A 14,973-nucleotide genomic window follows, 5' to 3' on the forward strand; every position below is an offset into this window, starting at 1 on the left:
GGGCCAGCGCCGCACGGGCTGGTGCCTCATCGCCGCCGTAGCGGGGCTCCGGCCGGGCCCGGGGCTCGATCCGGGCGGGAATGGCGCGAAGGGATGGGCGCGGGAAAGGCTGACACCGCGCCGGCCTTGGCTGATGCTTCCGCCTTCTCAGGGGCCCGCGGCCCGATCCGGCCCGTTCGGCGAAGTGATTGCGTCCGCGCGCCCGCGACTGTGGCGCAGATGCACCCACGGAATTTATTTCGCGCCGCTGCGCAATCTGGATGTTCCGTTGCGCGATCTTGGTAGCAGCTCACCAGCCTTCTCAGGGAAAACCCACGGGAGTACCCGCCCTCCGCGACCGAATCCGCGGAGCGCCGGGCCATCGGGCGATATCTGGGGGAACTGGCATGGAGCGCGCGCGGATTGTGGGTCGCCACGAGGCGAATGGTGGCGCGGGCTTCCTTGCGCGCGGTCGTGGGGCGCGAACGATTCGCCAGGCCCTGCTTCTCACCTCGGCCCTGGTACCCGTGCTGGCGCTTTCGCTGGCGGTGGCGACGCCGGTTCATGCCGATGGCGGCGCCAGCGCCTATGGCGCTTCCGGCGGCACCAATTCGGCAACGTCTGCCGGTGGTGCCGGTGGTGCCGGTGGCGGAGGGGCCGGTGGTGAACCCAGCGGCGGTGGCGGCGCGGGTGTGACCGGCGGCGCCGGCGGCACCGTCACTTCCGGTGTCACGGTCACTCCCGGCGGCGCGGGCGGCATCGCCGGTGGTGGAGATGGCGGCAATGGCGTCTCGACCGACGGCGTCATCGGCACAGGCGGCGGCGGCGGTGCCCATGGCTATGTCGGGGTGACATTGCCCATCGGCGGTTCGACCATTTCCGGTGGCAAGGGCGGCAACGGCGCAGGCCCTTATATCGGCGGCGGTGGTGGCGCCGGCGGCTGGGGCGCGGTCATTACCGGAACGGGTGTTCTGGACTGGTCGTCCATCGCGGTGCTGATCGGGGGCGGCGCCGGCGGTCATGGCGGTCCCGGTGATGACAGCTCGAGCACCGGTGATGGCGGCAGCGGCGGTCATGGCCTCTATTTCACCAGCGACGTCACGCTGACCACGGGCTCGGGCGTCGCCATCACCGCCGGTGCCGGCGGCAATGGCGACGTGGGCGGCGCCGGCGGAGCCGGACTTGTCTTTGCTCCGGCGGGCACGAGCATCGCGACCATCGGCGGTTCCGTTCAGGGCGGCGTCGGCGGTGCCGGGCGGGACGGCGCCGGCGGGCGCGGCGGTGATGCGATCAGCGGTGGAATTCTGTTTCTGACGCTCGATGGCGCGGCAACGGGCGGAAATGGTGGCGACACGTCGTATTATGGCGCTGCCGGCTTCGGCGGCGCTGGTGTCACGGTGTCCAGCAGCCTGGATGCGACGATCAATGCCGCGGTGAAGGGTGGCAATGGCGGCGCGTCCAACGACGGTGGCGCCGGCGGCCAAGGCGGCGCCGGCATCGCCGGGGGCAGCGTCGATCTGATCGTCAACGCCACGGTGGCCGGCGGTTCTGGCGGATATGACACGAGCCACGGCGGTGGTTCCGGCGGCGACGGCATTTCCGGAACCAATGTCGTGGCCGTTGTGAATGCGAATATCTCTGGCGGTGGCGGTGCCTTCGGCTCCCAACTCGGCAGCGGCCTTGCGGCGTCGAATGGCGGCCGGGCGATTTCCGCCACCGGAACCCTGGACCTGACCGTCAACAGCGGCACTATTTCCGGCGGAAATGCAGGTGGCGCGACATCCTTCGCCGGGACAGGTGCCGGCGGCGTCGCCATTTCCGGGGGAACGCTCGGCAGCAATGTCGTCCTCGGGGCCAATGCAGTCATCATCGCCGGCCTTTCGGGCATGAGCGAGTTCGCCAACGCCATCGAATTCACCGGCGGCACGAACGTCCTGGAGCTCCGGGGCAACGGGGGCATCTCGGGCCAGACCTATGCCGCCATCACCGGTGATGTGGTCGGCACGACGAATGCCGGCGTGTCCAACACGCTGCGATTCGGCGGTGCCGGCGGTGCGTTCAATGCCACGCTGATCGACAACGGCTCCGGCGGACAGTTCAAGAACTTCACCGCTTTCGATATCGACACGACCGGCACTTGGATCATCACGGGCTCCACGCAACCGGGTACGCCGGCGACGATCGTGCCTCTGACGGTGACGGCGGGCACCCTGCAGCTCGGCGATGCGAACGATGCCGGCGGGCTCGTGGTAGCCGCCACCGTTCTGAGCGGCGCCAGGCTCTCGAACGATCCGACCGGTACCCAGATGGGTGCCGTGCATGGTGGAGTCACGGTGGAGAGCGGAGGCCACCTTTCCGTCACGCAGCTCTCGGCGCCCGCTTCGGCATTCATGCTCGGTTCGGGCTCGCTCGTTGTGAATTCTGGCGCGAACCTGGACGTGAAGCTGGGCGCGCCGACGAGCACGGGCATTATTTTCGTCGGTAACAGCGTGACGCTGAACGGTGCGCTGAACATCACCGACAATGGCGCGATGGCTGCCGGCAGCTACCTTCTGATCCAGTATACCGGCTCCATGAGCGGCTCCGGCCTGACGGTCGGTACCGCACCCGGTGACTACGAATACACGATCGATACCTCGACGACCGCTGGTCAGGTGATCCTTCTGGTGGCCGAGGGCGGCCTCTACTGGAACGGGACCACGACGGGGGGCAGCACCTCCTCGGTGGTCGGCGGCACCGGCACGTGGAGCGCGAACGGCTCCACCAACTGGACCAATTCCGGCGGCACCAGCCATGTGGCGTGGAGCGACGGCAAGAACGCGGTGTTCGCCGGCACGGCCGGCACCGTCTGGGTGGACACCAGCTCGGGTCCCGTCGTCGCCAAGGGCCTGAAGTTCATCACCTCCGGCTATGAGCTCGCCGCCGATTCCACCGGCTACCAGCTCACGCTTGCGAATGCCTCGGCGCAGCCCAAAGTGGACGTGGTGGGCGCGGCCACCGTCGCCACCATCTCGGCCGGTGTCATCGGCACGGACGGCCTGGAGAAGAGCGGCGCGGGCACGCTGGTGCTGAGCGGGGTCAACACCTATACGGGCGGCACGACGATTTCGGCGGGCACGCTCCAGGTTGCCGGCGCGGGCCGCCTGGGGGCGGGCACCTATGCGGACGCCATCGTGCTCGGGGCGGGCACGACGCTCGATTATGCCTCCTCGGCGGCGCAGACCCTGTCCGGCGTCACTTCCGGTTCCGGCGCCCTGACGAAGTCCGGCACCGGGACGCTGACGCTGAGCGGTGCCAACACCTATTCGGGGCCGACCACGATCGGTGCGGGGACACTCATTGCGTCCGGCGGCTCGGCCATCGGCGATTCCAGCGCCGTCACGGTGGCGAGTGGCGCGGGTCTCACGGTCGACGCCTTTGAGATGATCGGATCGCTGGCGGGCGCGGGGGCCGTGTCGCTGACGAGTCCCGCCGCGCTCAACCTGGGTGGCGACAATACGTCCACGACATTCTCCGGCGTGATCTCGGGTGACGGCGCCCTGGAGAAGGTGGGCACCGGCACGCTGACGCTGAGCGGCGCCAACACGCTGGGTGGTGTCGTTCAGGTGCGGGCTGGCGGGCTCGTGCTGTCCGGCGGGGTGGCTCTGCCTGAAACGGCGAGTCTCACTCTTTCGCCGGGCGCGACGCTGGAGCTGGTGAGCGGCGGGCAAAAGCTCCAGAGCCTGAGTGACGGCTCCGGCGGATCGGGCTCGGCCACGGTGAAGCTCAACGGCAACACCCTCACCCTTGGAGCGGGCTCCTATTCTGGAAAGATCGCGGGCACCGGCGGCCTGACCAAGGTCGGCGTGCAGACTCTTGATCTGTCCGGCGCCAACACCTTCACCGGGCCGCTGCAGGTGGAGGGGGGCTCGATCCGCCTGTCCGGCGGCGCGGCGGTGGCCGACGGCGTGGCGGTGACTGTCGGTGCGTCGGGCACCCTCGAACTGCGTGCCTCGGAGACCATCGGCTCGCTGGCCGGTGCTGGCGCGGTTGTCGGGGCCGCGCCCGGGGCCGTGTTGACGGCTGGAGGCAGCAACGCCAGCACCACCTTCTCCGGCACGCTTCAACAGAACCCAATAATGGGCACCCTCGGCCTGACGAAGGCGGGTTCCGGCACGCTGACCTTGACCGGTAGCAACACCTATGTGGGCGTCACCACCATCTCCGGCGGCACGCTGCAGATCGGCGACGGGGGAACGGCGGGCGCCATCGCGTCGTCGAGCGTCAATACCGGGAGTTCCGGGGGCGTGCTGGCCTTCAAGCGCTCCGATGACGTCACTTATGGGGGGGCGCTCCAGGGCTACGGGACGGTCGAGCAGGCCGGCACCGGCACCCTCACCCTGAGCGGCGCGGGCGCCGCTTTCACCGGCTTCGCCAAGGTCTCCGCCGGCACGCTCGCCCTGACCGGCGCACTCGGCGGCAGTGTCGAGGTGAAGGACGGGGCGCGGCTCACCGGCACCGGCACGGTGGAGGGCAACATCGCGCTCAAGGGCGGGGCGACCCTCGCCGGAACCTCCGGTTCCACCCTCACCAACTTCGGCACTCTGTCGTTCAGCCCCACCTCCATCCTGGCCGTGACGCTGCAGGCCCCCACCGCGATCGCCGTCGCTGCCACCGACAACCTGGTCCTTGATGGCACGCTGAACCTCACGGCGGGGGCAGGCTTTGCCTCTGGAACCTACGGCCTGATCAGCTATTCCGGCACGCTCAACGACAGCGGCCTGGAGATCGGCGCCACTCCCGCCCATTCTCTCTTCGCGCTGTCGACCAGCGTTGGCGAAGTCAATACCACGCTGCTGTTGACGGTTTCGGCGGGGCAGTGGTGGAACGGCACGGTCACAAGCGCCGAGGGGGCCGTGACGGGCGGCGCCGGCACGTGGGATGTGGCCGCCGGCACCACCAACTGGACCGACGCTGCGGGCAGCGTCTCTTCCGCCTGGGGTCAGAACGGCCTTGCCATCTTCGCCGGCACCGGCGGCGCCGTGACCGTGAGCGGGGCGACCGCGCCGCAGGTGGCGGGCATGGAATTCCTGGTGGACGGCTATGAGATCCAAGGCGGCGGCATCGCCGTTCAGCCGTTCTCGGCCGGGGCCCGCCCGCGCATCACCGTGGGCGACGACACGCCGGCTTCCGGTGGGATCACCGCCACCATCGCCTCCGCGCTCACCGGCACGGCGGGCCTGCAGAAGGCGGGCCGCGGCACTCTGGTCCTCACCGGCACCGACAGCTTCAGCGGCGAGCTGGAGGTCCTGGCCGGCAGCCTGGTCGTCTCATCCGGAGGCCAGCTCACGAGCGGCGCCGGCACCATCGCGTCCGCCGCCGGCTCCGCCGCCGCCGTGACGGTGACGGGAAGCGGCTCGCAGTGGAACCTAGGCAACAACGACCTGAACCTGGGCTACGGCGGCGCCGGCACCCTCGTCGTCTCGGCCGGCGGCACGGTGAACAGCGCCTACGGCACGCTCGGCTATCTCGCCGGCTCCTCCGGCACCGCCACGGTGACCGGCGCCGGCTCGTCCTGGCAGCTCGCCAGCGGCTATGGGATCTATGCCGGCTACTACGGCTCCGGCAGCCTGACCATTTCCGATGGCGGTTCGGTCGTCGGCCACCGCGATAGCTACCTCGGGTATGACTCCGCGGTGACCGGCACCATCACCGTGACCGGGGCGGGCTCTACCTGGGACGTCGGGACGTCCGAGATTACCGTGGGCTATTACGGCCACGGCGCGCTTGTGGTGTCCGACGGCGCCACGGTGACGAGCGGCTATGGCACGCTCGGCTATTACGGCGGCTCTGTGGGCACGGCGACGGTGACCGGCATCGGCTCCACCTGGGATATGGGCTCCGACGGCGCCTACGTCGGCTATGAGGGCACCGGCAGCCTCACCATTTCGGCGGGCGGCAAGGTGCTGAGCGCCTCCAGCTACGTGGGCAGCGACGCCGATGCGCCCGGCACGGTGCTGGTGACGGGCACCGGCTCCACCTGGGACCTCGGCAGCCACGACGTCTCCATCGGCTATTCCGGCGCGGGCACCGTCAGCAGCCTCACCGTCGCCGATGGCGGCACGGTGACCAGCGGTTCCGGATATCTCGGCGTGTATTCAAACGCCATCGGCATCGCGACCGTGACCGGGGCGGGTTCCTCCTGGAACCTGGGGACCTCCACCCTCTACATCGGCTATGACGGCGGCACGGGCACCCTGAACATCGAGAACGGCGGCACGGTGACGAGCGGCGCCGCCATCCTCGCCGAGACCAGCAGCTCGCCGGGCACGGCCAACGTGACCGGGGCCGGCTCCACCTGGAACCTCGGCATTGGCTCGCTGAGCGTGGGCGCTTCCGGCACCGGCGTGCTGACCGTCTCGAACGGCGGCACGGTGTTGAGCGGAGAGTCCTATATCGGCGAATACGGGGGAGCATCGGGCGCCGCGACGGTCACGGGGACGGGCTCGACCTGGAACCTCGGCACCGGCGCGCTGTATGTCGGCAGCGGCGCCACCGGAACGCTGCTCGTGGCGGATGGCGGCACCGTGCAGAACACCGGCAACGTCCACCTCGGCGTCGACGCCGGCGTCTCCGGCACGGCGACGGTGACTGGCGTGGGGTCGAGCCTGAACCTGGGGAGCGAAGGCATCCTCTATGTCGGCAGCGCCGGCGACGGCACGCTCCTGGTGGAGGCCGGCGGCGCTGTGACGAGCGGCGTGGGCTATGTCGGCTCGCAGGTCGGCTCGTCCGGCACGGCGACGGTGACGGGCGCGGGATCGAGCTGGAACCTCGGAAACTCGACGCTCTTCGTCGGCTACGGCGGCAGCACCGGCGCGCTCACCATCGCCGATGGCGGCACGGTGACTGCCTGGGTGGTGGCGAAGGGCTGGGACGCCGCCAGCGCGAGCGTGACATTCAACGGCGGCGTGCTGAAAGCGTCAGCCGACGAATCCGACTTCATCTACGGCTTCGCTTCCGGCGAGCTCAACCTCGCGGCCGGCGGCGGCACCATCGATTCGAACGGCTTCGATGTGGGCACCTCCAGCGTGCTGTCCGGCATCGGCGCGCTGACGAAGACCGGCGCCGGCACGCTGACGCTGACGGGCGACAGCGTCTACACCGGCGGCACCATCGTTTCGGCGGGCACGCTTCGGATTGGCGACGGGGGGACTTCGGGCTCGATCCTGGGCGCCATCGCCAACAGCGGGATAGTGGAGTTCAACCGCTCCGACGCGGTGACGGCGCCGGGCGCCATCACCGGCACCGGCGCGCTGGTCCAGGCGGGTTCGGGCACGCTGACGCTGGTGGGTGCGAACAGCGCGGCGGCGGGCACCACGGTCGCGGCCGGCACCCTGGAGATCCTGAGCGGGGTGAGCCTCGCCAGCGACATCGTGGTGGACGCCGGGGCCACGCTGAAGGGCGAGACCAGCGGCACCGCCGGGGCGGCGGTGGCCGGCGTGGTCACGGTGCGCGACGGCGGCACGCTGAAGGCGGCGCCGACCGCCAGCGCCGGCGTCCACGGCCTCGCCATGACCGGCCTCACCCTTTCGAGCGGCTCGATCCTGGACGTGACGCTGGGCTCCAACACCGGCAATGCGGTGTTCTCGGCAGGGACGCTGACGCTGGACGGCGTGCTCAACGTCACCGATGCGGGCGGCATGGCGCTCGGCGTCTACCGCATCCTCAGCTACGGCACGCTGGCGGCCGACAACGGGCTGGCGCTCGGGACGACCCCGACCCAGTATGCCTACGAGATCCAACAGGCGCCGGGGCAGGTGAACCTGGCGGTGCTGAACGGCGACATGCTGTACTGGAACGGCACGACGACCACGCCGGACGGCACGGTGCATGGCGGCAGCGGCACCTGGAACGCGAGCACGGGCGTGACCAACTGGCTGACGGCGCCGCTCAACCAGTCGCGGGCGTGGAGCAGCAGCTTCGCGGTGTTCGCGGGAGCGCCGGGGACGGTGACGGTGAATGCCTCGGACAGCACGCCCGCGGTCACCGGCATGCAGTTCATGGTGGATGGCTATCAGGTCGTCGGCGGGCGCATCCTGCTGGACGCGCCGTCGGGCCAGACGCAGATCCGCGTGGGCGACGGCACGCCGTCCGGCGCGAGCATCGTGGCCACCATCGGCTCCGTGCTGCGGGGCACGACCGGACTTGAGAAGACCGACCTCGGCACGCTGATCCTGACCGGAGAGAACACCTATACGGGTGGAACGACCGTCACCCAGGGCACGCTGCAGATCGGCGATGGCGGCACCTCCGGGGCCATCTCCGGCGATGTGGTCAACAATGCCCGGCTTGCGTTCAATCGCGCCGACGACGTGACCTTCGCCGAGATCATCTCCGGCACCGGCGCGGTGGTGAAGAAGGGCGCGGGCACGCTCGCGCTCACCGGCGCTAATACCTATGCGGGCGGCACCATCATCACCGAGGGGGCGGTGCAGGTGACGAGCGCCGGCGCGCTGGGCACCGGCAGCCTCGCGCTTGAGGGCGGCGGCGCGCTGCGGGCGAGCGGCACCTTCACCTATGCGACCGGCGTCTCGCTGACGCCGGTGGCCGGAACCGGCGGCGGCACGCTGGCGGTGGACGACGGGCAGATGCTCACCGTCTCCGGCGTCGTCTCCGGCACCGGCGCGCTCACCAAGAGCGGGGCGGGAGACGTGACCCTCGCCGGCGCCAACACCTTCACCGGGGCCACCACGGTGGCGGCGGGGCGCATGTTCCTCAGCGGCGGCGCCTCCCTCGCCGACGGCGCGCGGCTGACGGTGGCGGCGGGCGCGGGCCTTGCCCTCACCGATGCCGACGAGACGGTCGGCTCGCTGGCTGGCGGCGGCGCCATCGCGCTGAACGGCTACTGCCTGACGACCGGCGGCGACGGCACCAGCTCCACCTTCTCCGGCACCATCGGCGGCTCGGGCTGCCTCGCCAAGACCGGGGACGGCACGCAGACGCTGACGGGTGTAAACACTTACGCTGGCGGCACTTCGGTTTCGGCTGGCACGGTCCAGGTTTATGACGGGGGTGCGTTGGGGGGTGGTCCGCTTTCGCTTTCGGGGGGTGGGACGCTTCGGGCGAGCGGGAGCTTCGGCTATGGGCAGGCGATCTCGCTGACGCCGGTGGGCGGGGTCGGCGGGGGCACGTTCGAGGTGGACGAGGCCGAGACGCTGACCCTGAGCGGGGCCATCGCCGGGCTCGGCAGCCTGGCCAAGACCGGCACCGGCACCCTGGTGCTGGGCGGCGCCAACAGCTATGGCGGCGCCACCGACGTGACGGCGGGCACGCTGGTGGCCACCGGCGGGTCGGCCATCGGCGATGCCAGCGCGGTGAGCGTGGCCGCGGGGGCACGCTTCGTGCTGCAGGCGGCGGAGACGGTGGGCTCCATCGCCGGGGCGGGCGGGATCGAGCTCGGCGCCAGCCTCACCATCGGCGGCAACAATGCCAGCACCACCTTCGCGGGGGCCATCACGGGCACCGGCGGCCTCGCCAAGACCGGCTCCGGCACCCTGACGCTCTCGGGTGCCAGCACCTACAGCGGCCCGACCGCGGTGAACGCCGGCACCCTCGCGGTGGACGGCAGCCTTGCCGGCGACGTCTATGTCCACGACCAGGCGACGCTCTCCGGCGGCGGCACCATCGCGCAGACGGTGCACGTGCTCAACGGCGGCACCCTGGCCGGCACCCAGGCGAGCGGGCTGACCATGGGCGGGCTCGACCTGTCGTCCGGCGCGACGCTGGCGGTCGGCCTCGGCGCGGTGAGCCAGAGCGCGGTGTTCAACGTGAACGGCAACGTGACGCTGGACGGCACGCTGGACGTGAGCGCCAGCACCGGCTTCGGCCTCGGCATCTACCGGGTGATCCGCTACACCGGCGCCCTCACCGACAACGGCCTCGAGGTGGGGACCATGCCGCTCGGCTATGCCGGCAGCATGCAGACCGCGCTCGCCGGGCAGGTGAACCTGGTGGTGGAGGATCCCAACAGCCCGATCCTGTTCTGGAACGGCCCGCACACCAGCCCGACCCAGGCGGTCGAGGGCGGCACCGGCACCTGGACGGCGGGCCCGCAGACCAACTGGACCAATGCCAGCGGCACCCTCTCCAAGGCGTGGAACAGCGGCTTCGCGGTGTTCCAGGCCGGCCCCGGCACGGTGAACGTGGACAATGGGCAAGGCCAGGTCACGGCCCTCGGCATGCAGTTCGTGGACACGGGCTATGTGGTGAGCGGCGGCGACATCCTGCTCTCCGGCGCCGCGCCGGCGCCCATCCGCGTGGGTGACGGCACCCAGGCGGGGGCGGGCACGCGCGCCACCATCGCCAGCGTGCTGAAGGGCGCGAGCGGCGTCGAGAAGAGCGATTTCGGCACGCTCATTCTCACCGGCGCCAACACCTACACCGGCGGCACCACCATCTCGGGGGGCACGCTGCAGCTGGGCAACGGCGGCGCCACCGGCTCGATCCTGGGCGACGTGGTGAACAACGCCACGCTGGCGTTCGACCTCTCGGGCGAGAGCACCTTCTCCGGCGCCATCTCCGGCACCGGCCGGGTGGTGCAGCAGGGCCCCGGCACGGTGACGCTGAGCGGAGCGAACAGCTTCTCGGGCGGGCTCTCCATCGCTTCCGGCACGGTGCGGGCGGCGTCGGCGGGCGCGCTCGGCAGCGGGGCGCTGGGGCTCAGCGGGGCGGGCACGCTCAGCGCCGCCGCCACCTTCGCCTATGGCGGCGGGGTGACGCTGGCGGCGGCGAACGGCAGCGGCGGCGGCACCTTCGCGGTGGACACGGCCCAGGCCCTCACCCTCTCGGGCGTGGTCTCGGGCAATGGCGCGCTCACCAAGTCCGGCGGCGGCACGCTGATCCTGACCGGGACCAACACCTATGCCGGCGGCACCACCATCTCGGGGGGCACGCTGCAGCTGGGCAACGGCGGCACCACCGGCTCGATCCTGGGCGACGTGGTGAACAACGCCAGCCTGGTGTTCAACCGCTCGGACAGCTACGCCTTCACCGGCTCCATCTCCGGCACCGGGCAGGTGACCTTCACCGGCGGCGGCAACGTGGTCTTCTCCGCGCCCTACCAGGGCCCGGTGGCGGTGGACAACAGCGCGGTGGTGCTGGAACGCGGCACGGTGACGGCCTCGCCGTTCACGGTGAACGCGGGCGGCACCCTCGGCGGCACCGCGACCATCGGCGGGCTGACGGTGAACGCGGGCGGCATCGCGGCGCCCGGCTACTCGCCGGGAATGCTGACGGTGAACGGCGCGGTCGCCTTCAACGCGGGCGCGGTCTACCGGGTGGACGTGACGCCGGCCGGCGCCCACGACCTCATCATCGCCTCCGGCGCCGTCACCCTCTCCAATGGCGCCACGGTCGAGGTCCTGGCCGAGAAGGGCCGGTATCCCGCGTCCAGCACCGTCGCCATCCTCACCACCTCCGGGACCGTGAGCGGCACCTTCGGCGGGGTGACCTCGGACTACGCCTTCCTGGACCCGACGCTCAGCTACGACGCGCAGAACGTCTACCTGACGCTCGGCTACACCGGCATCGACTTCATCTCCTACGCGCGGACCATGAACGAGGCCGGGGTGGCGGTGGCGGCGCAGGCGCTGGGGGCGGGCAACGCCATCTACGACGCCATCCTCTCCCTGCCGGAGGGGGCGGTGGCGCCGGCCTTCAACGCGCTCACGGGCGAGGTCTACGCCTCGGTGGACGGGGTGCTGCAGCAGCAGTCCATCTATGTGCGCGAGGCGGTGGGCACGCGCCTGCGGCAGGCGGCGGAGGGCCCCGACGCCCTCGGCCGCGCGGCGCAGGGGGCGGGCCCGGCCACGGCGCGGCTGAGCAAGGATCTCGACGTGACCCTGTGGGCGCACGGCTACGGCGGCTGGGGCAACGGCTTCGGCAACGGCAACGCGGCCTCGGTGTCGAGCAGCCTCGGCGGCTTCCTCATCGGCGCGGACGTGGCGGTCGCGCCCAATGCGTGGGCCGGCGTGTTCGGCGGCTACAGCCGCTCGAGCTTCGACGTGGATGCCCGCGCCTCCAGCGGCAACAGCGACAATTACGATGTCGGCTTCTACGCCGGCGGGCAGTTCGGGGCGTGGGCGCTGCGGGGCGGCTTCGCCTACGGCTGGCACGACATCTCGACCAGCCGGATGGTCTCCTTCCCCGGCTTCAGCCAGAACGCCAGCGCGGGCTATTCCACCGGCACCACGCAGGTCTTCGGCGAGGTGGGCTACGACGTCGCGCTCGGCGGCTACGCCTTCGAGCCGTTCGCGGGCCTCGCCTATGTGAACGTGGCCGGGGCGTCCTTCTCGGAGGGGCTCTCCAGCGCCGCTTTGGCGGTGGACACCGCCGCCATGGACACGCTCTACAGCACGCTGGGCGTGCGGGCGGCGACCTCGGTGCAGCTGTTCGGCCGGGCCCTGACCCCGAGCGTGACGCTGGGCTGGCAGCACGCCTTCGGCGACACCGCGCCCTCGGCCGCCATGCGGTTCCTGGGCGGGGCCACGCCGTTCGCGGTCTCCGGCGTGCCGATCGCCGCGGACACGCTGCTGGTCAACGCCGGCCTCGCCTACGGCCTGACGGACGCTGCGACCCTCGCCGTCACCTACTCCGGCCAGTTCGCGACCTCCGCCACCCAGAACGCCTTCTCAGCCCAGTTCTCACTCAAGTTCTGAACTCAAGCCCCCCGGCCGCTCAACCCCGCCGGGGGGCTCCAATGACGCAGTAGGGCCTCGCCCAGGGGATATGTGAAAGATGAAGCGTTCCGTTCTCGCGCTGGCCGCCGCCGGCCTCGCCCTGCTCGCCGCGGCGCCGGTGTCGGCACAGCAGAAGCCGGCGGCGGCGCCCGCCGCCGGCACCGCGCCGGCGCCCTCGCAGCCCGCGGCCACCACCGCCACCTACCAGGACTGGATGCTGCGCTGCGTGGCCCAGGACGAGAGCGCGCGCACCTGCGAGATCGTCCAGAACCTCCAGGTCCAGGGCCAGGGGGTGGTTGCGAGCATCGCCGTGGGCCGGGCCGATCCCAAGGCGCCCGTCAGCGTCGTGGTGCAGCTGCCGCCGGGGGTGTGGCTGCCGGCCGGCGTCAAGCTGCAGGTGGACGAGAAGGCCAAGCCCATCGCCCTCGAATTCAAGCGCTGCCTGCAGAGCTGCTTCGCGGAAGCCACCCTCGACGCCGCCACCCTCCAGCAGATGCGCGCCGCCGGCGGGCCCGGCAGCTTCACGTTCGAGAACGGAGCCCGGCGCGCCACCACGCTGCCGGTCTCCTTCAAGGGCTTCGCCCCTGCGCTTGACGCGGGCGTGAAGTCCTGAGATCCCCACTTCCGGACCCCCGCAGCAGCAAGGGCATTTCCATGGCCGAGACCTCCGCCGCCCAGAACCCGCTTTTCTACCACAAGCCCACGCTTCTGCGCTTCAACGAGCACGGGCAGCTCGGCCTGCGGCCCGAGGTGGACTACCGCTTCGCGGCCACGGCCGCGGCCATTCCGCTGGTGGCCACCGAGTTCGCCCAGGCCCAGCGGCATTATCCCATCGTCTTCTCCTCCAACGACGCCGCCATGCCGCTCGCCGTCACCGGCCTCACCGCCGAGCGTAACCTGTTCGTGGATGCCGAGGGCGCCTGGACCGCCGGCTGCTACGTGCCCGGCTACGTGCGTCGCTATCCCTTCATCGGCATGGCCCCGGAGAATGGCGGCACCACCATGCTCGGCCTCGACACGGCCAGCTCCCGCGTGAGCGACGATGCCGCCCGCGACGGCGCCGAGCGTCTGTTCGCCCCCGATGGCACCGCCACTCCCGCCGGCAGCGCCGCCATGGCCTTCTGCGACGCATACGCCGTCGAGCACGAGCGCACCCGCCGCTTCGCCGACGCGCTGATGGCGCACGCCCTGCTGGCCGATCGCTCCGTCCGCATCAACAGCCCCGACGGCGCGGAGCACGTGGTGCAGGGCTTCCGCCTCATCGACGAGGCGGCTTTCCGCGCCCTGCCGGCCGAGGTGGTGGCGGAATTCCACGCCAATGCGTGGCTGGACCTCATCGTCCTCCACCTTGCGTCGCAGGCCAACTGGCTCTTCCTGCTCCAGCGCGCCGCGCCGGAGCCGCACGCGACGCCCCTCAACTGAGTTAGCCCCTCACACCCGGAGGCCCACCCTCGTCGCTCCCCTGGCGATGTGGTACCCCCGCTTCCCGTACGTCCCAGGACCGTGGACACGCGCCTCGCGCCCCCGATGGCACGGGGGGCGTCGTCTCTGCGGTTCCGGGCGGGGGCGGCGGGGGACGCGGCCAGGGGAGGGGCTGGGGATGGAAACGGCGCTGGTCTTCAAGGTGCTCTACATCATCGCCATCGTCGCGGAGGCGATGACGGCGGCGCTGGCGGCGGGGCGGCGGGAGATGGACTGGGTGGGCGTGTGCCTGCTGGGCTCGGTGACCGCGCTCGGCGGCGGATCGGTGCGCGACGTGCTGCTGGGGCGCCATCCGCTCACCTGGATCGAGCACCCCTCCTACCTGCTCATCACCTGCGGCGCTGCGCTCGGCACCATCGTGGTCGCGCGCTACATGCACCACCTGCGGCACCTGTTCCTGTTCCTGGACGCGGTCGGCCTCGTGGTGTTCACCATCATCGGCTGCAACATCGCCATGGGCCTCGGCATGCCGGTGGTGATCGTCATCGCCTCCGGCATGATCACGGGCTGCGTCGGCGGCGTGCTGCGGGATGTCCTGTGCGCGGACGTCCCGCTGCTGTTCCGCGCCGAGCTCTACGGCACCGTCTCCATCGTCACCGGCGGACTCTACGTGGCCGGCGCCCGGCTCGGGGTGTCGCACGATCCGCTGATGATCGGGGTGATGCTGCTGGGCCTCGGCCTGCGGCTGCTGGCGCTGCGCTTCGGCTGGCGCATGCCGAAGTTCGCCTACACCGAGACCCTGCACTGATACCCTCGGCCTGGTCTTCGACCGGGTCCGCCCAAAAGCCGCGTGGGC

The 14,973-nt window shown here is 71.1% G+C and carries 4 protein-coding genes; all 4 read left to right on the forward strand.

The genetic code is table 11. From position 1 onward, the window contains the following. Positions 1-506 precede the first annotated feature (506 nt). The 4 genes from V5F75_RS09215 (at position 507) to V5F75_RS09230 (ending at position 14,925) form a co-directional block, all read left to right on the forward strand. Positions 507-12,674 (forward strand): autotransporter-associated beta strand repeat-containing protein, encoded by a 12,168-nt coding sequence (locus V5F75_RS09215; protein ID WP_509212165.1) that lies wholly within the window; start codon positions 507-509, stop codon positions 12,672-12,674. A 79-nt stretch (positions 12,675-12,753) separates the two neighbouring features. Beyond that, positions 12,754-13,308: an invasion associated locus B family protein gene (locus V5F75_RS09220; RefSeq protein ID WP_394038007.1), complete on the forward strand. Its 555-nt coding sequence runs from the start codon at positions 12,754-12,756 to the stop codon at positions 13,306-13,308. A gap of 41 nt (positions 13,309-13,349) precedes the next feature. Continuing rightward, complete coding sequence (locus V5F75_RS09225; RefSeq protein WP_394038009.1) at positions 13,350-14,117, forward strand: SapC family protein; 768 nt, start codon at positions 13,350-13,352, stop codon at positions 14,115-14,117. 178 nt (positions 14,118-14,295) lie between these two features. Further along, complete coding sequence (locus V5F75_RS09230) at positions 14,296-14,925, forward strand: trimeric intracellular cation channel family protein (protein ID WP_394038011.1); 630 nt, start codon at positions 14,296-14,298, stop codon at positions 14,923-14,925. Positions 14,926-14,973 lie beyond the last annotated feature (48 nt).

Source organism: Xanthobacter albus (genome assembly GCF_043194895.2).
In the GTDB taxonomy this organism is placed as follows: domain Bacteria; phylum Pseudomonadota; class Alphaproteobacteria; order Rhizobiales; family Xanthobacteraceae; genus Xanthobacter.